We start from the raw sequence: 19559 nt of genomic DNA, 5'->3' as shown, positions 1-19559 counted from the left end.
CACGCAGGCCGCGGGCCTTGAGCAGCATGCCCAGGCTGGAGGCGGTCAGACCCTTGCCGAGCGAGGAGGCGACACCCCCGGTGACGAAGATGTGCTTGGTCGTCGTAGATTTCGGCGGCATGGCCAAGAGGGGGCTCCCGTGGTCGCTGTCTGTGATGCGGGGCGGCTGCCGGTCCGGAGGTTCCGGGGGTGCCGTCGCTGCGGTTCGGGGGTTTGTCTCCCACCGGTCCACGGGCTACCAGCGTATCAGCGCCCGGGCGAGATGGCGTCCGGCCACGCTCCGCGCTCGCCCGCGCACAGGGCGGCTACACCACTCCTGCCACTGCCGACACTCTTCACCCTCTGCTCACTCGTTCGGCCCACACAGGTTGCCCGGAGCGGCACGCACATCATCTACGTGCGTCGTATCCTGCTCGGACATTCGCTGCCGAGCCGGGCCGGAACGACGGCACACCCCCGCCTGCATCACCCCGGAACAACGAGAGCGCGGCAGTTCGTTGAGCTAAGACTGTCGTGTTGCCTCAGGGCTCGGCGGGCTGCTTTGCTTCACCGCTCAACGACGCACAACAACGACCCCTTGACCGCACTAGCGACAGCCCCCTGCGTGGGGGTGACGTGGCCGTTCGACTGGAGTTGCACGTGGCCGGGCGCATCGAAGACTACGCACTCATCGGAGACATGCAGACCGCGGCACTGGTCTGCCGGGACGGCACAGTCGACTGGCTGTGCCTGCCCCGCTTCGACTCGCATGCCATCTTCGCCGGCCTGCTGGGCACCGAGGAGCACGGCTTCTGGCGGCTCGGCCCCGCCCACGCCGCCGACGCCGAGCCGCCCACGGCCGCCCGGCGCAGCTACCGCGGCGACTCGCTGATCCTGGAGTCGGAGTGGGACACCCCGCGCGGCACCGTGCGCGTGACCGACTTCATGCCCCCGCGTGACGGCGCCCCGCAGCTGATCCGGATCGTGGAGGGCGTCACCGGCCGGGTGCCGATGCACTCGGCCCTGCGGATGCGGTTCTCCTACGGCCGGGTGGTGCCCTGGGTGCACAAGCACGAGGGCCGCACGGTGGCCGTGGCCGGGCCGGACTCGGTGTGGTTCGACACGGAGGCCGAGACCTACGGCAAGGCGCTGACGACGTACGCCGACTTCACGGTCGCCCCCGGGGACCGGATCACGTTCACCATCTCGTGGCAGCCCTCGCACAAGGAGCCGCCGCCGCTGCCGGAGCCCGAGCAGTCGCTGGTGGCGACGGAGGAGTTCTGGCGCGAGTGGGTCGATCACTGTACGTACCACGGGCCGTACCGCGAGGCGGTGGTCCGCTCGCTGATCACCCTGAAGGCGCTGACGTACGCCCCCACGGGCGGCATCGTGGCGGCCCCCACCACCTCGCTGCCCGAGGACATCGGCGGCGTCCGCAACTGGGACTACCGCTACACCTGGCTGCGGGACGCGGCGATCACCCTGTCCTCGCTGCTGCGCACGGGCTACCGCGAGGAGGCCCGCGCCTGGCGGGAGTGGCTGCTGCGCGCGGTCGCCGGCGACCCGGAGAACCTGCAGATCATGTACGGCATCGCCGGCGAGCGCGAGCTGGGCGAGGCCGAGCTGGACTGGCTGCCCGGCTACGAGAACTCGGCCCCGGTCCGGGTCGGCAACGGCGCCGCGCACCAGCTCCAGCTGGACGTGTACGGCGAGGTCACCGAGGCCCTGCACCTCGGCCACATGACCGGTCTGGCCCGCAGCGACTACGCCTCGCTGCTCCAGCTGAAGCTGATCCGCTACCTGGAGGACCACTGGCAGGAGCCGGACGAGGGCATCTGGGAGGTGCGCGGCCCGCGCCGGCACTTCGTGCACTCCAAGGTGATGGCCTGGGTCGCCGTCGACCGCACGATCAAGCTGATCGAGTCCGGGGACGCGGACGGCCCGCTGGAGCGCTGGCGCGAGCTGCGCGACGACATCCACCGGGACGTGTGCGAGAAGGGCTACGACAAGGAGCGCAACACCTTCACCCAGTCGTACGGCTCCCAGGAGCTGGACGCGTCCCTGCTGCTCATCCCGCAGATGGGCTTCCTGCCGCCGGACGACAAGCGGGTGATCGGCACGATCGAGGCGATCCAGCGCGAGCTGTCCACCCCGGACGGGTTCATCCTGCGCTACCCCACGGAGGGCGACCACGCGGGTGTCGACGGCCTGCCGGGTGACGAGGGCGCCTTCCTGGCCTGCTCGTTCTGGATGGCGGACGATCTGGCGATGATCGGCCGGGTGGACGAGGCCCGCAAGCTGTTCGAGAAGCTCCTCGCGCTCCGCAACGACCTCGGTCTGCTCGCCGAGGAGTGGGACCCGCGCCTGGAACGCCAGGTGGGCAACTTCCCGCAGGCGTTCAGTCACGTGCCGCTGATCGACACGGCACTGCGGCTGACGGCTTCGGGGGCGTACGGCGGCTAGCTCCCGCCTAGGCTGGAAGCACACATCCCCCTTTCCGGAAGGGGGGCTGCCATGGCTTCCCGTTCCAAGGCGCACGCGGCCCTCGCCGCGCTCCGCGAGGATCTGGACGGCGAGGTGTTCGCCCCGGGCGACCCGGGCTACGACGACGCCCGTAGGGTCTTCAACGCGATGATCGACCGGCGCCCTGCCGTGATCGCCCAGTGCGCGAACGCGACCGATGTCGTTCGGGCCGTGCGCTTCGGCAGGGAGCTGGACCTGCACATCGCCGTGCGCGGCGGCGGCCACAGCGTGTCCGGGGCGGCCGTGGCCGACAACGCGCTCGTGGTCGATCTGCGCCGGATGCACGCGGTGACCGTCGACCCGGCGGCCGAGGCGGTCCGGATCGAGGGCGGCGCCACGATGAGCCATCTCGACCGCGCCACCCAGCCGTACGGTCTCGCGACCACCGGCGGGCGGGCCTCCACCATCGGGGTCGGCGGCTTCGTCCTCGGCGGCGGCAGCGGCTGGCTGGACCGCGCCTTCGGGCTCGCCGTCGACAACCTCATCGGCGTCGAACTGGTGACCGCCGACGCCGAGCGGGTGCACGCGAACGCCGACGAGAACCCCGAGCTGTTCTGGGCGCTGCACGGCGCGGGCGGCAACTTCGGCATCGCCACCGCGCTCACCCTGCAACTGCACGAGCTGCCGGAGTTCTCCCGCGTCCTGCTGCTGTACCTCCCGGAGTGCGGTCCCGCCGCGGTCCGCGCGTTCCGCGAGGTGATCGGCGGCGGGCCCGACGAGCTGGGCGGCGCGGTGCTGTACCTGACCGGCCCGCCCGCACAGTTCGTCCCCGAGGCGCTGGTGGGCAGGCTGACCTGCGGTGTCCTGCTGACGTACGCGGGGGGCGGGGACGGGCTGCGGGGGCTCGCCGAGCCGCTGCTCGCGCTGCCGCACGCGGCCGAGCTGGCCGGTGACCTGCCGTACGCCGACGCGCAGTGCATGTTCGACGACCCGCCCGGGCTGCGGAACCACTGGTCGGCGGAGTATCTGACCGGTCTGCCGGACGAGGCGGTGGACGTCTTCTGCGCCCACGCGGACGGCATGCCGGTGCCCACCCGCGCCCGGCACTTCCTGTTCCCGCAGGCCGGGGCGGTCACGGCCGGTCCGCACGAGTACCCGGTGCCGTGCCGGTGCGCCCCCTGGGCGGTGCATCCCTACGGCCTCTGGGCGGATCCGGCCGACGACGAACGGGCCGAGGCCTGGGTACGGGACGTCCGCGACGCCCTGCGGCCGTGGGGCACCGGCGCCGTCTGCCTCAACTTCATCGGCGACGAGGGCCCCGAGCGGGTGCGGGCGGGGCTGGGGGCCGGGAACCTGCTGCGGCTGGAGAAGCTGAAGCGGGCGTACGACCCCGACAACGTCTTCCGCTTCAACCACAACATCCACCCGGTGTAGCGCGGACCTGTCCCGCGGGCGTTTGCGCAGGTAGCGTCCGCTGCATGGACAGCCGTACGGACCACCGACTCGACACCCAGGGCGCCGGCATCACCGTGCAGCGGGCGCTGGAGCTGCCCGGACTGCGCAGCGGGCTGCCGGAGATCCTGGCGGGCGCCGACCGGCTCGGCCGCACCGTGCGCTGGGTGCACGCGGGCGAGGTCCCGAACATCGCCTCGCTGCTCAAGGGCGGCGAGCTGCTGCTCACGACCGGCTACGGCCTGGGCACCCGGCCGGCCGAGCAGCGGGCGTTCGTCCGGACCCTGGCCGAGCGGGGGATCGCCGCCCTGGTGGTGGAGCTGGGCCCGCGCTTCGCCCGGCTGCCCGCGGCCCTGGTGGACACGGCCCGGGCGGCCGGTCTGCCGCTGGTCCAGCTGCATCGCGAGGTGCCGTTCGTGACGGTCACCGAGGAGATCCACACCGAGATCGTCAACGGCCACTACGCGCTGCTCCAGCGCGCCGAGGAGGTGCACCGGCGCTGCACCGAGGCCCTGCTGGGCGGCGGCGGGGTGCCGCAGGTGCTGGGCATCCTCGCCGGCTTCAGCGGCAACCCGGTGTTCCTGGAGACGGCCGACGGCCGCTTGCTGTACGCCGCCGGGGAGGGGCCTCAGGGGGCGGATCCGCTCCAGGTGTGGGAGGGGCTGCGCGGCCCGCACAAGGAGGCCCCGCCGCCCGCCGGATCGGTGCTGGTGGACGTGCCCGGCGGCGGCCCCGGTACGGCGGGCTCGGTGCGCGCCCGCCTGGTGCTGCTGCCGGTCCGCGCGCCGCTGGCCCCGGTGCACCGGATCGCCGCCGAGCGGGCCGCGGGCATCCTGGCCGTGGTGCTGATGCAGGCCCGGCAGGAGGAGGAGCTGGCGGCGCGCGGGCGCGGTGACTTCCTCACCGATCTCGCCGAGGGCCGGATCGCGGCGGAGGACGCCCCGACGCAGGCCCGGGTGCTCGGCTTCAAGCCCGGCGACAGCCCGCTGCTGCCGGTCGTGATGCGGATCGGGGACACCCTCTCCCCCGGCGGGGGCTGGGCGGTGCTGGCCCGGGCCGTCTCCGAGGAGCTGGCCGCGGTGGGCGTGCCGGTGCTGCTGGGCGTGCGGCCGGTGGAGGGCCGGGTGCTGGTGCTGCTCGGGCTGCGCTCGGAGTCGGAGCGGGCGGCGGTCGCGGACCGGGTGGCGGCGGCACTGCGGGCGGGGGTGGAGCGGGCCGGGATGCGGCGGCCGGGCTCCCCGCCACCGGTGGTCGTCGTCGGGGTGGCGGGCGGCTGGGCGGCGGCCTCGGCGGGGCTGCGGCACGCGGCGGAGACGGCGACGGCGGCCCAGGGGCTGACCGACCGGCCCTGGTACGACGCCCGGCGCCTCGACATCGACCTGCTGCTGTGGCGGCTGCGCGACCACCCGGACCTGGCGGCGTTCGTGGACCGCGCGATCGGACCGCTGCGCGACCACGACCACCGCTCCAGGCCGCCGCTGCTGCCGACCCTGGAGACCTATCTCGCGCACGCCGGCCGCAAGGCGGAGACGGCCCGCGAACTGCACCTCAACCGGCAGACGCTGTACAACCGGCTGGCCCGGATCGGGGAGTTGCTCGGCACCGACCTGGACGACCCGCAGACGGTACTGGCGTTGAGCCTGGCCCTCCGCGCCCGCCGGCACGTCTCTTGAGGGTGCCGCTCAGGCCAGCGGCCGGGGCTGGGTCAACTCGTCGTAGACGCTGAGGACTTGGGCGACGGTCTCGTCCTCGGTCGGCCAGGTCGCGGCCTGCCGCAGCCCGCGCTCGCGCAGCCGCGCGCACCGCTCCGGGTCCCCGAGCAGCCGTACGACGGCGGCGGCGAGGGCGGCCGGATCGCCGTACGGGACGAGTTCGGCGGCGTCGCCGACGAGGTCCGGGATGCCGCCGACCCGGGTCGCGATGAGCGGCACGCGCGCGTGGAGCGCCTCCTGGGCGAGGACGGACCGTGACTCCCAACGGCTCGTCAGAAGGGCCAGGTCGGCGGCGGCGAGCAGGTCGGGCACGTCGTCGCGGTGCCCGATGAGCCGCACCGGCAGCTCCTCGTCCTCGATCCGGCGCTGCAGCACCGGCCGCAGCGGCCCCTCCCCCGCGACCACCACCTGCGGCACCGGGTCCAGGGCCCGCCACTCGCGGGCCGCGTCGAGCAGGACGTCGTAGCCGCGGTGCCGGTCCAGGGAGCCGACCGCGACGAGCAAGGGGCGGCCGGTGGCGCCGAGTTCGGCGCGTACTTTGGGGCGCAGCGGGTCGGGGTCGAGGCCGTCGGGGTCGAGGCCGTCGGGGTCGAGGGCGTCGAGCGGGCCGCCGGTCCGGCGCCGGCCCGGGAGGGCGACGGCCGCGAGCCGGGCGTCCCGGGCGCCGGTCCGCCGGGCCCGGTCGACCAGGTCGGGGCTGGTGCCGAGGACCACGGCCGAGGTCTTCACCACCCGCCGCTCCAGCACCCGCAGCAGATGCGCCCGCGGACCCTCCGCGTGGGCGCGGTTGTGCCAGGTGACCACCAGCGGGGTGCTGCGCCCGCTGAGCGCGAGCGCGGCCCGGAAGGAGGCGTGCAGGCCGTGCGCGTGCACCAGGTCGGCGTTCGCGCAGGCCGTCCGGAGCGCGGCCACGGAGACGGGGTCGCTGCTGCGCGGCACATGCACATGGTCGGCGCCGGCCCCGGTGAAGTCGTAGGCGTGATCGGCCTCGGTGGGGGCGCACACGGTGACCCGCACGCCCCTCGCCACGAGCCCCTCGGCCAGGGAGCGCACATGCGCGCTACTGCCGGCGTTGCCTCCGCCGAGCACCTGCACGGTGCGCAGCGGCGACTGGCCGTGCGGTGCGTTGCTGCTCACGGGGCTCACGGGGCCGGGGCTCCTGGTTCACGTGGGGCGGTCACGAGGGAACGTACAGAAGGTAGCGGGCTCAGGGGGGCGGAAGGACGCACCCCGCGCGCCTCTCGCGCGGACTGTCGGGACCCGCTGCCCGCCCCGCGTTCCCTGCCAAGCATGCCAGGACGTACGGCCGTTCAGGGACATCCGGGAGGGCGCACCCTGCGGCGGGCCGGGGCAATGCGCCGGAGCACATCACCCACACGGGTGAATCGAGGCCCGGCGCGGCCGGGCCGTGCGCGCGGGCATACGGCGAGGTCAGCCGCTCACAGCGCCCGCGCCCACGCGCTCACCCGGTCTCCGTACCGGGCCGCGGCGACCAGTGCGACGGCGTGCGCGAGCAGCCCCGCGCGCCGGTTTCCCGCCACCACGGCCGCCCCCAGCGCGGCGCCGAGGGCATGCGCCCCCGTGTCCCCGAGCATCACACGCGCCCCGAGGTCCTCGGGCAGCACGCCCACGGCCGCCCCCATCGCGCCGGCAGCCAGCTCGCCCCCGGCACCCTCGCGCACCAGCCCCGGCGCCCCGAGCGCGAGCACCGCGCCGACGGCCCGCCCGGGCCGTACGTCGACGAGGTTCACGAGATGGGCGGAGCCCGCGATGACGACCCCGGCGAGCAGCCTGTCGAGCGGGCGCTCCTTCATCAGCGCGCCCGCGACCAGCCCCGCGGCCGAGATCCCGAACAACTTCACGGCACCGCTGGTGACGTCACCGTCCCGCAACGCCCCCAGATGCGCCCGGAACCCGCGCCGGTGGTCCCCGGCGACATCGTCGTACGCACCGCAGGCCCCGGCGGCCAGCACCGCGAGCCCGGCACCGGGGTGCACCCGCCCCGCGGCGAGAGCCGCCCCCAGCGCCGCCGCGGGCCCGGCGTACAGCCCGACGGTCCGCCCGGCGTGGTTCGTCCGCTCCCAGCGCTCCCGCCCGCCCGGCGGGGCGGCGTCCAGCAGGGCCTGGCCGGCCCGGGTGAGCGCGGCGGCGAGGAGGAAGGAACGGGACGTCCGCCCGCCGACCATCCCGCTCATCCCGTTCAGAGGTCCGCCCTGGCCGTGGCCAGCAGTTCCTCCGCGTGGGCCCGGGCCGTCTCGGAGTCCTCCTGGCCCGCGAGCATGCGGGACAGCTCGCGGACGCGTTCCTCGCCCTCCAGGACCTTCACGCCGGAGCGCGTGACGGAGCCGTCGTTGGTCTTCTCCACCAGCAGCTGCCGGTCGGCGAACGCGGCGACCTGGGGCAGATGGGTGACCACGACGACCTGCGCGGTCCTGGCGAGCTTCGCCAGGCGCCGGCCGATCTCGACCGCGGCCTTGCCGCCGACACCCGCGTCGACCTCGTCGAACAGATAGGTCGGCACCGGGTCGGTGCCCGCGAACACGACCTCCACGGCGAGCATCACCCGGGACAGCTCACCGCCGGAGGCGCCCTTGGCGATGGGCCGCGGCGGGGCACCCGGGTGCGGGGCGAGCAGCAGCTCGACCTCGTCCACGCCCGAGGGGCCGTAGGCGACCGTCCGCCCGCCGACCTCGACGCCCTCCGGGTCCTCGGTCTGCCGCAGGTCGAAGGACACGCGCGCGTGGGGCATCGCCAGCGAGGCCAGCTCGGCGGTCACGGCCGCGGCGAACCGCTCCGCGGCCTCGGCCCGCGCGTCGGTCAGGGCCTGCGCGAGACCGCCCAGTTCGGTGCGGAGCGCGTCCCGCTCGGCGGTCAGCTCCCCGATCCGCTCGTCGTCCCCGTCCAGCTCGGTCAGGCGCGCGGCGCTCTGCTCGGCCCAGGCGAGCACGGCGCCCACGTCGTCCCCGTACTTGCGGGTGAGGGCGGTGAGGGCCGCCCGGCGCTCCTCCACGGCGGCCAGCCGCAGCGGGTCGGCGTCGAGATCGTCCGCGTACCCCGCCAGCTCGCCCGCCACATCGCCGAGCAGGATGCCGATCTCCCCGATCCGGTCGGCCAGGGCGGCCAGCGCCGGATCGTGCGACCGCACGGCCTCCAGGGCCCGGTGGGCGCCCGCGACGAGCGTGGAGGCGTCGATCCCCTCGGGGTCCTCGGGGTTGCCCGCGAGAGCGGCGTGCGCGGCCGTCGCGGCGGACGACAGCGCCTCGGCGTGCCCCAGCCGCTCGGCCTCCTCGGCCAGCTCCACGTCCTCGCCGGCCCGGGGCTCCACGGCGGCGACCTCGTCGAGCCCGTACCGCAGCATGTCGGCTTCCTGCGCCCGCTCACGCGCGCGCGTGGTGATCTCCTCCAGCTCGGCGGAGACGGCCCGCAGCCGCTTGTACGCCTCCGTGTACTTGGCGAGCGGCACGGCGACGGCGTCGCCCGCGTACCGGTCGAGCGCCTGCCGCTGCCGGGACAGCTTCAGCAGCCCCTGCTGGTCGGTCTGCCCGTGCACGGCCACCAGGTCGTCGGCCAGCTCGGCGAGCAGCCCGACGGGCACGCTGCGCCCGCCCAGATGCGCCCGGGAGCGGCCCTCGGCGGAGACGGTACGGCTGATCAGCAGGGCACCGTCGTCCAGCTCCGCCCCGGCCTCCTCGGCGCGCACGACGGCGGCCGTGCCGGAGGGCACGGCGACCCGCCCCTCCACGACCGCCTTCTCGGCACCGATCCGCACGAGCGCCGGGTCCGCCCGGCCGCCGAGCAGCAGCCCCAGGCTGGTGACCACCATGGTCTTGCCCGCACCCGTCTCACCCGTGACCGCGGTGAACCCCGGCGACAGCTCGACGACAGCGTCGTCGATGACCCCGAGCGACCGTATCCGCATCTCCTCCAACACGGAACAGACCATACGAGGTCCGGGGCGGGGAGTGCACATGGCCCGCCCATGTCACTCCGAGGAGTGGTGCGGTGCCCCCCGCCACCCCGTGGTCGGCAGCGCGAACTTCGCGACCAGCCGGTCCGTGAACGAGGAGTGGTGCAGGCGGGCGAGCCGGACCGGCACCGCACCCCGTCGCACCTCCACCCGAGCCCCGGGCGGCAACTCGACCGTCCGCCGCCCGTCGCACCACAGGACCCCCGGCAGGATGTGCGGCAGCACCTCCACGGCGAGCACCGAGTCCGGCGAGGTCACCAGCGGCTTCGCGAACAGCGCGTGCGCGCTGATCGGCACCATCAGCAGCGCCTCCACCTCCGGCCACACCACCGGCCCGCCGGCGGAGAACGCGTACGCCGTGGACCCCGTGGGCGTGGAGAGGATCACCCCGTCGCAGCCGAACTCCGACACCGGCCGCCCGTCGATCTCCAGCACGACTTCCAGCAGCTTCTCGGCGCCGGCCTTCTGCACGGCCGCCTCGTTCAGCGCCCAGTCGGTGTGCACGATGTCCCCGTTGCGGTGCACGACGACGTCGACGGTCATCCGCTCCTCGACCTCGTACGACCGTGCCACCACCCGGTCCACCACCCGATCGAGGTCGTCCCGCTCGGCCTCCGCGAGGAATCCGACGCGCCCCAGGTTGACGCCGAGCATCGGCACCCCGGACGCCCGGGCGAACTCCGCCCCGCGCAGCAGCGTGCCGTCGCCGCCCAGCACGATCAGCAGCTCGCACCCGTCCAGGCACTGCGGAGTCGCTTCCTTGACGAGGTGCACCTCGTCCGGGAGCGGCAGGTCGCGCGCCTCCTCCTCCAGCACCCGCACCCCGATGCCATGCCGCAGCAGGCCCTTGACGACGAGTTCCGCACTGCGGATCGCCGCGGCCCGCCCGGTGTGGGCGAGCAGGAAAACAGTACGCGCCAAGTTCTGTGTCAACGCGGCCCCTCCGCCACTGCACGATCGACGTCGGCCGGGTCCAGCGCCGGAGCCCCGGACCGCAGCCAGAGAAAGTACTCGACGTTCCCCGAGGGCCCGGGCAGCGGACTCGCGGTGACCCCCCGCACCCCGAGCCCCAGCTCCCAGGCCTTCTCGGCCACTCCCCGCACGGCCTCCGCCCGCAGCTGCGGACTCCGTACGACACCCCCGCTGCCCAGCCGTTCCTTGCCCACCTCGAACTGCGGCTTGACCATCATCACCAGGTCGGCGTCCGGCCCCACGCACCGCTTCAGGGCCGGCAGCACCAGCCCGAGCGGGATGAAGGACAGATCGCCCACGACAAGATCCACAGGTTCCCCATCGATCGCCTCAAGCGTCAACTCGCGTACGTTCGTACGGTCCTTGACGGTGACGCGTTCATCGTTCTGGAGAGACCAGGCGAGCTGTCCGTAGCCGACGTCCACCGCGACGACCTGGGCGGCGCCCGCGCGCAGCAGTACGTCGGTGAAGCCGCCGGTGGAGGCGCCGGCGTCCAGCGCGCGCCGGCCCTCGACCACGAGCCCCTGGGGCACGAAGACCTCCAGCGCCCCGGCGAGCTTGTGCCCGCCCCGGGAGACGTAGTCGGGATCGCTGTCGTCGGCCTGGACGACGATCGCCGCCGCGGTCTCCACCTGGGTGGCCGGCTTGGTCGCCACGGTCTTGCCGACGGTGACCCGCCCGGCGGTGATCAGCTGGCTGGCGTGCTCGCGCGAGCGGGCGAGCTTCCGGCGGACCAGCTCCGCGTCGAGACGGCGGCGTGCGACTCCTGCCACGTTCGGTTCAGCTCCTGCTCTGGTGGTACGAGGTCGGGGGCACCGGATGTCCCGGACGGGCGTCGAGCGCGGTGAGCGCGTCGCGCAGCCCCCTGTGTACATCCTCGTACACCTCGACATGTCCGTCGGTGGCGAGGTGGTCGGCGTCGCCCAGCCGGTCCAGCTGGGCGTCGACGTCGGCGTTGCCGGTGGGCGTGCGCGGGACGTTCAGGGGGGCCGGGGCGGCGGGGTCGTACTCGGGCTCCGCCTCGGTTGCGACCTCGGCCTCGGACACGGACTCGCTCATGCCCAGACGCTACCCCGAACCGCTGCGGTACCGTCGGGGGCGATGGCCACGATCGAGGAGTGCCGCGCCGCACTGGGCAAACTTTCGGACAACATGCAGGGCGCCGAGGGCGAGGCCCGCGCGGCGGCCGCCCTGGACCGCTCGGTGAGCTGTCACATCACCGACCTGGACATCACCTTCGCCGGCCGGCTGACCGGCGGCCGGATCGAGGTGGACGCCACCCTTCCCGGCCCTCCCCGCGAGCGGGCACAGATCAGGCTCGCCATGGCCGGGGACGACCTGGTGGCCCTGGTGGGCGGCGAGCTGAACTTCGCGACCGCGTGGGGCTCGGGCCGGGTGCGGCTGGAGGCGAGCCTGCTGGATCTGTTCCGGCTCAGGAAGCTGCTGTGAGCCGGGCCTTCCGGGCCGCCGGCACGACCAGCGGGGTTCCCGTCTCCGGGTCGTCGATGACCTGACAGCGCAGCCCGAACACCTGCTCCACCAGCTCCGCCGTGACGATGTCGTTCGGCGCGCCCTCGGCGATCACCTCGCCGCCGCGCAGGGCGATCAGGTGGGTGGCGTAGCGGGCGGCGTGGTTGAGGTCGTGCAGGACGGCGACCAGGGTGCGGCCCTGGGTCTCGTGCAGCTCGGCGCACAGGTCGAGGACGTCGATCTGGTGCTGGATGTCCAGGTAGGTGGTGGGCTCGTCCAGGAGGAGCAGCGGGGTCTGCTGGGCGAGCGCCATGGCGATCCACACGCGCTGCCGCTGCCCGCCGGACAGCTCGTCCACGTACCGGTCGGCCAGCTCCGCGACCCCGGTCTGCCGCATCGACTCCCGGACGACCCGCTCGTCCTCCGTCGACCACTGGCGCAGCAGGCCCTGGTGCGGGTAGCGGCCCCGGCCGACGAGGTCGGCGACGGTGATGCCGTCGGGCGCGATGGACGACTGCGGCAGCAGGCCGAGGGTCCGCGCGACCTTCTTCGCGGGCATCGACTGGATGGCCTGCCCGTCGAGCAGCACCCGGCCCCGGCTGGGCCTGAGCATCCGTGACAGGGCCCGCAGCAGCGTCGACTTGCCGCACGCGTTCGGGCCGACGATCACCGTGAAGGAGTTGTCGGGGATCTCCACCGACAGCTGCTCGGCGATGACGCGCTGGTCGTAGGCGAGGGTGACGTTCTCGGCGGACAGGCGGTTCACAGTGCTCCTAGAGGTGTTCGACTTCGCGCCGCTCGTGTCCGGGCCCTGCATGCGCTTCATACGCGTCCCGCCCGGCGCTCGGTGACCAGCAGCCACAGCAGATAGGCACCGCCGAGGACGCCGGTGACCACCCCGACGGGCAGCTGGTCGGCGCCGAAGGCGCGCTGGGAGGCCCAGTCGGCGGCGACCAGCAGGGCCGCGCCCATGCAGAGGGAGGGCACCAGGTTCGGCCCCGGCGAGCGGGTCAGCCGGCGGGCGAGCTGCGGCGCGGTCAGCGCGACGAAGCTGACGGGGCCCGCGGCGGCCGTGGCGGCGGCGGTGAGCAGGACGGAGGAGACCATCAGCACGAGCCGGACGCGCTGCACGCGCACGCCGAGCGCGTTCGCGATGTCGTCGCCCATCTCCATCATCCTGAGGCCGCGCGCGTTGACGAGGACCAGCGGCACGAGGACCGCGCACAGTGCGAGCAGCGGCCACACCTGATCCCAGTCACGGCCGTTGAGGGAGCCGGTCATCCACACCACGGCGCGGGCCGCGTCGACCAGGTCGGCCTTGGTGAGCAGATAGCCGTTGACCGCCGTGGCGATCGCGTTGACGCCGATACCGACCAGCACCAGCCGGTATCCGTGCACGCCCCGCTTCCAGGCGAGCACATAGATGGCGAGGCCGGTCGCCAGGCCGCCGACCAGCGCGCCCATGGTCACCTGGGCGGCGCTGCCCGACAGCAGCACGATCACGACGAGCGCGCCGGCCGTCGACCCCTGCGACAGGCCGAGGACGTCCGGGCTGCCGAGCGGGTTGCGGGAGACGGACTGGAACAGCGCGCCGCCCAGGCCCAGCGAGGCGCCGACCAGCAGGCCGACGAGGACCCGCGGCAGCCGCAGTTCGTTGACGATGAAGTCCTGGTAGGCGGTGCCGTTCCCGGCGAGCGTCCGCAGCACGTCGGCGGCCGGGATCTTCGCGTCGCCGGTGCCGATCAGGGCGACACCGGCGGCACCGGCGGCGGCCAGCAGCAGGACGACGACGATCAGGGCACGCGGGTCCAGGCGCAGGGAGAGCCCGCCGGGAGTGCGTACGGCACGGCTCCTGGTGAGTGTCTTCACAGCTGGGCCGTCCTCCGCCGTCGTACGAGCAGGATGAAGAGCGGCCCGCCGATGATCGCGGTGACGATGCCGACCTGGATCTCCGAGGGGCGGGCCACGACCCGGCCGATGACATCGGCACCCAGCAGCAGCACCGGCGCCAGGACCGTGGCGTACGGCAGGATCCAGCGCAGGTCGGGGCCGGTGAAGGAGCGCACGACGTGCGGGACCATCAGGCCGACGAAGACGATCGGGCCGCAGGCGGCGGTCGCCGCGCCGCACAGCATCACGGCGGCCAGCATGGCCAGCGCGCGAACGCGGCCGAGGTTCGCGCCGAGGGCCCGGGCGGTGTCGTCGCCCATCTCCACCGCGTTCAGCGGCCGGGCCAGCGCGAGCGCGAGGACCGTGCCGACCGCGAGGAACGGCAGCACCTGGGTGATGGTCGAGTAGCCGGCCGAGGCCAGCGAACCCACCGTCCAGAAGCGCATCTTGCCCAGGGCCGCGTCGTCCGTGATCATCACGGCCTGGAGGTAGCCGTACAGGGCCGCGCTGATCGCCGTGCCGGCGAGCGCGAGCCGCACCGGAGTGGCGCCCCGGCTGCCGCCGAGGTACCACACCAGCGCGCCGACCGCCGAGGCGCCGAGGAACGCGAACCACACATAGCCGCTCAGGCTGGTGACACCGAAGTAGGTGATGGCCGTGACCACTGCGGCGGAGGCCCCCGCGTTCATGCCGAGCAGACCGGGCTCGGCCAGCGGATTGCGCGTCAGCGCCTGGAGCACCGCGCCCGAGAGACCGAGCGCGGCACCGGCCAGCAGGCCGAGGACCGTGCGCGACAGCCGCTCGTTCACGACCACGTCGCCGTAGGTCCCCGTGTCGTGGAACAGGCCGTGCCAGACCTGGTCCAACGACAGCGCTTTCGCCCCGATCGCGACACTCGCCAGGGCGACGAGCAGCAGGAGCACGACCGAGAGCAGGAGCCCAAAGGCCCTCGCCGCCCGGCGGGTTGGGGGCGCGGGGGCGGTCTCCGCGCGCTGTTCCGGAGGACTGTCGACCAACACGAGGTTAGGTTAGCCTACCCTCGCATCCGATCTCGATCCCCGGTTCCTGTGAGTCCCGCCGCCGAACCGTCAGAGACCCAGCCTGGCCAGCGCCTTCCCGCCGTCCAGCGTGCAGGAGCCCTCGCCCGCCGCCGTCCAGGCCGCCGCGCACAGCGCCCGCAGCCCGTCGAGCGCCTCGCCGTCGCCCGTCAGCTCCAGCCGGACGGTGCCGGCGGTCGCCGTCCACCCGCCGCAGCCAAAACCGTCACTCGCCCGAGTGATCTCCGGCTGGCCGGTGAGCATCCCGCGCAGATCGGCGTCCACGTACGTCGGCCGGTGCTGGGGCGGCGCCGCGAGCAGCTGCGCGCCGTCGGTGACACCGGTGAGCACGAGCAGCGAGTCCACCCCGCCGTTGAACGCGCCCTCGATGTCCGTGTCCAGCCGGTCCCCGACCACCAGCGGGCGCTCGGCACCGGTCCGGATGATCGTCTCCCGGTGCATCGGGGGCAGCGGCTTGCCCGCGACCTGCGGCTCGGCGCCGGTCGCGATCCGGACGACCTCCACGGCCGCCCCGTTGCCCGGCGCGATGCCCCGCCCGCTCGGGATCGTCAGGTCGGTGTTGGAAGCGAACCACGGCACGCCACGCCGGACCGCGTACGACGCCTCCGCGAACCGTCCCCAGGTCAGCTCCGGCCCGCCGTACCCCTGCACGACCGCCGCCGGGTCGTCGTCGGCCGACTCGACCGGCGTGAGGCCGCGCTCGCGCAGCGCCACCCGCAGCCCCTCCCCGCCGATCACCAGCACCCGCGCCCCGGCCGGCACCTGCTCGCTGATCAGCCGCGCCACGGCCTGCGCGGAGGTGATGACATCGCCCGCGCCGGTCGGTATGCCCAGCTCCGTCAGGTGCTCGGCCACCGCGTCCGGGGTCCGCAGCGCGTTGTTGGTGACGTACGCGAGGTGCATCCCGCCCGCCCGGGCCACCGCCAGCGAGTCGACCGCGTGCGCGATCGCGGTCCCGCCCGCGTACACCACCCCGTCCAGGTCGAGCAGCGCCGTGTCGTACGCCTCGCTCAGGGGCTGCCCACTGCCCTCGGGCCTCGTCCTGACGCCCTGGCTCATGTCCACATCGCTCCTCGTTCACTCGCCTTTCCCCCGATCATCCCCCACGCCACTGACACACGTACGATGCCGGGATGAACACAGCAGGTCACCCGGAGGCAACGCAGCGCCGCGGCCTGGAACTCACCCCGTTCCGAGGCCTCCGTTACGACCCCGACCGGGTCGGCAGCCTCGCCTCCGTCACTTCTCCTCCCTACGACGTCGTCGTACGGCCCGACGGCCTGCATCACCTCCAGTCGGCCGATCCCCACAACATCGTCCGGCTGATCCTGCCCCAGGCCGGCACCCCGAGCGCCGGCACCGAGCAGGCCGCCGACACCCTCCGCCGCTGGCTGGACGAGGGCATCCTCACCGCCGACCCGGAGCCCGGCCTGTACGTGTACGAGCAGCGGGACGGCGACGGCATGCTCCAGCGCGGCGTCATCGGCACCCTGCGGGTCTCCGAGCCCGCGGAGGGCGTGGTGCTGCCGCACGAGGACGTCATGCCGCCCGTGGTCGCCGACCGCGCCGCCCTGATGCGCGCCACGCGCGCGAACCTGGAGCCGCTGCTGCTGACGTACCGGGGCGACGGCGCCGCCGCGGAGGTCGTCGAGCGCACGGCGGAGAAGCCTCCGCTGCTGGCCACGACCACCGAGGACGGCTTCCGGCACCGCCTGTGGTCCGTCACCGACCCCGAGGACCTGGCCCGCATCCAGGGCGACCTCGCGCGCCGTCAGGCCCTCATCGCCGACGGCCACCACCGCTGGGCCACCTACCGGCGGCTGCGGGTGGAGCACCCCTCCCCCAGCCCCTGGGACTACGGCCTGGTCCTGCTGGTCGACACCGTGCGCTATCCGCTGCGCGTCCGGGCCATCCACCGGCTGCTGCACGGCCTGCCGGTCGCGGACGCGCTGGCGGCGGTGGAGGGCCTGTTCCGGGTACGCCGCCTCGACGTGCCCCTCGCCGAGGCCCTGGCGGCCCTGGCGGACGCCTCCTGCGCGGGCAACTCGTTCCTGCTGGCCGGCGACGGCGCCTTCCATCTGCTCGACCGCCCGGACCCGGACCTGCTGGCGCGGACGATCCCGGGGGACCGCCCGGCCGCCTGGCGCTCGCTGGACGCCACGGTCCTGCACGCCACGCTGCTGGAGCACGTCTGGCACATCCCCGAGGACTCCTCGGCCCACATCGCCTACATCCACGACACGGCCGCGACGGTCGAGAAGGCGGAACGCGACGGCGGTACGGCGGTCCTGATGCACCCGGTCCGCGAGGAGGTCGTACGCGAGCTGGCCCAGCAGGGCGTGACGATGCCCCGCAAGTCGACGTCGTTCGGCCCGAAGCCGGCCTCGGGGCTGGTGCTGCGGGCGCTGGAGATCTGAGCCGACACACACGAAAAAGGGCAGGCTCCCCGCGGAGCCTGCCCTCTTCTCAGTGACGGACGTCAGTCCTCGTCGCCGCCCTTGTCGCCGTCCCTGTCTCCGTCCTTGTCTCCGTCCTCGGCGGAGTCATCCGCGGACTCGGCGGACGCCTCGGAGTCGCCCGAGCCGTCCTCGTCCAGGGCGTCGACGAACTCCACGCCGTCCAGCTCGGCGAGCCGGTCGGAGGCGTCCGTGCTGCCGTCCCGGTCGGCCTCGACGGCCTTCGCGAACCACTCCCGCGCCTCGCGCTCCCGGCCGGCGGCCAGCAGGGCGTCGGCGTACGCGTAGCGCAGCCGCGCGGTCCACGGCTGCACCGAGTTGGAGGCCAGCTCCGGGCTCTGCAGGGTCACGATGGCCGCGTCCAGCTGGCCCATGTCACGCCGGGCACCGGCGGCGACGAGCCGCATCTCGACCTGCCCGGCCTTGTCCAGCTTGTGCACCTCGGGGGCGCCGGCCATGTCCAGCGCCTTCTCCGGCCGGCCGAGACCACGCTCGCAGTCGGCCATCACCGGCCACAGTTCCACGGTGCCGGTCATCCGGCGCGCGGCCCGGAACTCGGCGAGCGCCTCGGCGTACTTCTGGTTGGCGTACGCCGCGAACCCGGCCGCCTCGCGTACGGCGGCCACGCGGGACGCCAGACGCAGGGCCACCTTGGAGTAGCCGTAGGCGCCCTCGGGGTCCTCGTCGATCAGCCGGGCGACCATCACGAGGTTCTTGGCGACGTCCTCCGCGAGCGTCTTGGGCAGGCTCTGCAGCTCCTGCCGGACGTCCTTGTCGATCTCGTCGCCGGTGACGTCCTCCGGGATCGGCAGCCGCTTGATCGGCTCACGGTCCCGGTCCCGGTCCCGCTCGTCGCGGAACCGGCCACCGCCACGGCGGTCGTCCCGGCCGTCCCGGCCGTCACGCCCACGGAAGCCACCGGGCCGACCACCACGGTCGTCCCTACGGGGCCCACGGCCGCCACGGTCGTCACGGCCCCGGAAGCCACCGCGCTCACCACGGCTGTCGTCACGCCGGCCGTAGCCACCACGGTCATCGCCGCGCCGGTCGTCACGCCGATCGTCCCGGCGGTCATCACGCCGGTCGTCGCGGCGGAAGCCACCACGGTCGTCGTCGCGACGGTCATCGCGGCGGAAGCCACCACGGTCGTCGTCGCGACGGTCATCGCGGCGGAAGCCACCGCGGTCGTCGTCCCGGCGGCCGTAGCCGCCCCGGTCGTCGCGGCGGTCGTCGCGGCGGAAGGTGGGGCGGTCACCGCGGTCGTCGCGGCGGAAGCCACGGTCCCCACGGTCGCCGCGGTCGTCGCGGCGGTCGTCACGACGGAACCCGCCGCGCTCGCCACGGTCACGGTCGTCGCGCTGGAATCCCGGACGCGAACCCCGCTCACCCTCACGACGGTAGCCACCGCCACGGCTGTCATCGCGGCGGTCGTCACGGCGGAATCCGCCACGCTCGCCACGGTCACGGTCATCACGGCGGAAGCCACCGCGGTCGTCGTCACGGCGGCCATGGCCACCGCGGCTGTCGTCCCGGCGGCCGTAGCCGCCACGGTCGTCGTCCCGGCGGTCGTCGCGGCGGAAGGTGGGGCGGTCACCGCGGTCGTCGCGGCGGAAGCCACGGTCCCCACGGTCGCCGCGGTCGTCGCGGCGGTCGTCACGACGGAACCCGCCGCGCTCGCCACGGTCACGGTCGTCGCGCTGGAATCCCGGACGCGAACCCCGCTCACCCTCGCGGCGGAAACCGCCGCCACGGCGGTCGTCACGGTCGCGGCGGTCGTCCCTGCGGTCGTCACGGCGGCCGTGGCCACCGCGGCTGTCGTCACGCCGGCCGTAGCCGCCACGGTCACCGTCGCGCCGGTCGCTGTCGCGGCGGAAGCCGCCGCGGTCGCCCCGGTCACCACTGTCCCGTCGCCGCTGGTCGCGCTCCGGTCGCTCGTCGGGAGAGTTGGTGGACATGGCGACTCCTGTCTTCGGTACCGCAAGCATTGTAAAAACAAAAGGACCCCTGGCCCCAGCTGAACGCTGGGACCAGGGGTCCTCCAAAGATTGTTCGGCGGCGTCCTACTCTCCCACAGGGTCCCCCCTGCAGTACCATCGGCGCTGTGAGGCTTAGCTTCCGGGTTCGGTATGTAACCGGGCGT

17 protein-coding genes and 1 rRNA gene are annotated in these 19559 nt (G+C 74.0%); 5 read left to right on the top strand and 13 right to left on the bottom strand.

All coding sequences use genetic code 11. From position 1 onward, the window contains the following. A partial coding sequence (locus ABZ937_RS41945; RefSeq protein WP_361700717.1) for a hypothetical protein occupies nucleotides 1-121 on the bottom strand: 121 nt, incomplete at its 3' end. A 518-nt stretch (nucleotides 122-639) separates the two neighbouring features. On the opposite strand from ABZ937_RS41945, the gene ABZ937_RS41940 reads away from it, so the two are divergent. The 3 genes from ABZ937_RS41940 to ABZ937_RS41930 are packed head-to-tail and all read left to right on the top strand — an operon-like array spanning nucleotide 640 to nucleotide 5567. Next, nucleotides 640-2442, top strand: a complete 1803-nt coding sequence (locus tag ABZ937_RS41940) for a glycoside hydrolase family 15 protein (protein WP_361700714.1) — start codon at nucleotides 640-642, stop codon at nucleotides 2440-2442. A gap of 51 nt (nucleotides 2443-2493) precedes the next feature. Then, on the top strand, nucleotides 2494-3876 hold the full coding sequence (locus ABZ937_RS41935) for an FAD-binding oxidoreductase (RefSeq protein WP_361700704.1): 1383 nt from the start codon (nucleotides 2494-2496) through the stop codon (nucleotides 3874-3876). Between the two features lie 44 nt (nucleotides 3877-3920). Beyond that, entirely contained in the window at nucleotides 3921-5567 is a 1647-nt protein-coding gene (locus tag ABZ937_RS41930) for a PucR family transcriptional regulator (RefSeq protein ID WP_361700701.1), read from the top strand. Nucleotides 5568-5576: 9 nt separating this feature from the next. On the opposite strand, the gene ABZ937_RS41925 is transcribed toward ABZ937_RS41930, so the two are convergent. The 6 genes from ABZ937_RS41925 to ABZ937_RS41900 form a co-directional block, all read right to left on the bottom strand. Next, nucleotides 5577-6752 carry a glycosyltransferase family 4 protein gene (locus ABZ937_RS41925; protein WP_361700699.1) on the bottom strand — a complete coding sequence of 392 codons (1176 nt, stop codon included), beginning with the start codon at nucleotides 6750-6752 and terminating at the stop codon, nucleotides 5577-5579. A 293-nt stretch (nucleotides 6753-7045) separates the two neighbouring features. Then, nucleotides 7046-7792 (bottom strand): hypothetical protein, encoded by a 747-nt coding sequence (locus ABZ937_RS41920; protein ID WP_361700711.1) that lies wholly within the window; start codon nucleotides 7790-7792, stop codon nucleotides 7046-7048. Nucleotides 7793-7806: 14 nt separating this feature from the next. Beyond that, nucleotides 7807-9549 carry a DNA repair protein RecN gene (gene recN / locus ABZ937_RS41915; protein WP_361700697.1) on the bottom strand — a complete coding sequence of 581 codons (1743 nt, stop codon included), beginning with the start codon at nucleotides 9547-9549 and terminating at the stop codon, nucleotides 7807-7809. A 39-nt stretch (nucleotides 9550-9588) separates the two neighbouring features. Continuing rightward, entirely contained in the window at nucleotides 9589-10506 is a 918-nt protein-coding gene (locus tag ABZ937_RS41910) for an NAD kinase (protein ID WP_361700694.1), read from the bottom strand. Next, entirely contained in the window at nucleotides 10503-11318 is an 816-nt protein-coding gene (locus tag ABZ937_RS41905) for a TlyA family RNA methyltransferase (protein ID WP_361700691.1), read from the bottom strand. Before ABZ937_RS41905 ends, ABZ937_RS41910 begins: the two co-directional genes overlap by 4 nt. Nucleotides 11319-11325: 7 nt before the next feature. Further along, a complete protein-coding gene (locus ABZ937_RS41900) occupies nucleotides 11326-11604 on the bottom strand; it encodes a hypothetical protein (RefSeq protein WP_361700689.1) in 279 nt (92 codons plus the stop codon). Between the two features lie 42 nt (nucleotides 11605-11646). Between ABZ937_RS41900 and ABZ937_RS41895 the strand changes: the two genes are divergently transcribed. Next, nucleotides 11647-11994 carry a sterol-binding protein gene (locus tag ABZ937_RS41895; RefSeq protein WP_361700687.1) on the top strand — a complete coding sequence of 116 codons (348 nt, stop codon included), beginning with the start codon at nucleotides 11647-11649 and terminating at the stop codon, nucleotides 11992-11994. On the opposite strand, the gene ABZ937_RS41890 is transcribed toward ABZ937_RS41895, so the two are convergent. The 4 genes from ABZ937_RS41890 to ABZ937_RS41875 form a co-directional block, all read right to left on the bottom strand. After that, a complete protein-coding gene (locus ABZ937_RS41890; RefSeq protein ID WP_361700709.1) occupies nucleotides 11978-12832 on the bottom strand; it encodes an ABC transporter ATP-binding protein in 855 nt (284 codons plus the stop codon). The genes ABZ937_RS41895 and ABZ937_RS41890 overlap by 17 nt on opposite strands. A 5-nt stretch (nucleotides 12833-12837) precedes the next feature. Continuing rightward, a complete protein-coding gene (locus ABZ937_RS41885; protein ID WP_361700684.1) occupies nucleotides 12838-13884 on the bottom strand; it encodes an iron chelate uptake ABC transporter family permease subunit in 1047 nt (348 codons plus the stop codon). Beyond that, nucleotides 13881-14924, bottom strand: a complete 1044-nt coding sequence (locus ABZ937_RS41880; RefSeq protein WP_361700682.1) for an iron ABC transporter permease — start codon at nucleotides 14922-14924, stop codon at nucleotides 13881-13883. Before ABZ937_RS41880 ends, ABZ937_RS41885 begins: the two co-directional genes overlap by 4 nt. Before the next feature lie 69 nt (nucleotides 14925-14993). Then, nucleotides 14994-16022 (bottom strand): HAD-IIA family hydrolase, encoded by a 1029-nt coding sequence (locus ABZ937_RS41875; protein ID WP_361700680.1) that lies wholly within the window; start codon nucleotides 16020-16022, stop codon nucleotides 14994-14996. 74 nt (nucleotides 16023-16096) lie between these two features. Here ABZ937_RS41875 and ABZ937_RS41870 point away from each other — a divergent pair, with 74 nt between their 5' ends. After that, the gene (locus ABZ937_RS41870) at nucleotides 16097-17380 is read left to right on the top strand and encodes a DUF1015 domain-containing protein (protein WP_361700677.1); all 1284 of its coding nucleotides are present in this window, start codon (nucleotides 16097-16099) and stop codon (nucleotides 17378-17380) included. A 62-nt stretch (nucleotides 17381-17442) separates the two neighbouring features. Here the strand turns inward: ABZ937_RS41870 and ABZ937_RS41865 are convergent, their stop codons facing one another. Together ABZ937_RS41865 and rrf are read right to left on the bottom strand one after the other, a co-directional pair. Next, entirely contained in the window at nucleotides 17443-18231 is a 789-nt protein-coding gene (locus tag ABZ937_RS41865; RefSeq protein WP_361700707.1) for a hypothetical protein, read from the bottom strand. Between the two features lie 1235 nt (nucleotides 18232-19466). Beyond that, a 5S ribosomal RNA gene (rrf, locus tag ABZ937_RS41860) occupies nucleotides 19467-19559 on the bottom strand; the annotation flags it as partial.

Origin of the sequence: Streptomyces sp. NPDC046727 (assembly GCF_040645635.1) — a bacterium.
Lineage (GTDB): Bacteria > Actinomycetota > Actinomycetes > Streptomycetales > Streptomycetaceae > Streptomyces.
The sequence above is the reverse complement of the archived record's forward strand: the minus strand, read 5'-3'. Positions and strand labels throughout refer to the sequence as shown.

What these genes read in the sequence shown, in the direction of transcription:
- ABZ937_RS41900 (WP_361700689.1), bottom strand. Translation starts at nt 11,604, where the DNA reads ATGAGCGAGTCCGTGTCCGAGGCCGAGGTCGCAACCGAGGCGGAGCCC.
- ABZ937_RS41875 (WP_361700680.1), bottom strand. Translation starts at nt 16,022, where the DNA reads ATGAGCCAGGGCGTCAGGACGAGGCCCGAGGGCAGTGGGCAGCCCCTG.
- ABZ937_RS41870 (WP_361700677.1), top strand. Translation starts at nt 16,097, where the DNA reads ATGAACACAGCAGGTCACCCGGAGGCAACGCAGCGCCGCGGCCTGGAA.
- ABZ937_RS41935 (WP_361700704.1), top strand. Translation starts at nt 2,494, where the DNA reads ATGGCTTCCCGTTCCAAGGCGCACGCGGCCCTCGCCGCGCTCCGCGAG.
- ABZ937_RS41890 (WP_361700709.1), bottom strand. Translation starts at nt 12,832, where the DNA reads ATGCAGGGCCCGGACACGAGCGGCGCGAAGTCGAACACCTCTAGGAGC.
- ABZ937_RS41920 (WP_361700711.1), bottom strand. Translation starts at nt 7,792, where the DNA reads ATGGTCGGCGGGCGGACGTCCCGTTCCTTCCTCCTCGCCGCCGCGCTC.
- recN (WP_361700697.1), bottom strand. Translation starts at nt 9,549, where the DNA reads ATGGTCTGTTCCGTGTTGGAGGAGATGCGGATACGGTCGCTCGGGGTC.
- ABZ937_RS41930 (WP_361700701.1), top strand. Translation starts at nt 3,921, where the DNA reads ATGGACAGCCGTACGGACCACCGACTCGACACCCAGGGCGCCGGCATC.
- ABZ937_RS41895 (WP_361700687.1), top strand. Translation starts at nt 11,647, where the DNA reads ATGGCCACGATCGAGGAGTGCCGCGCCGCACTGGGCAAACTTTCGGAC.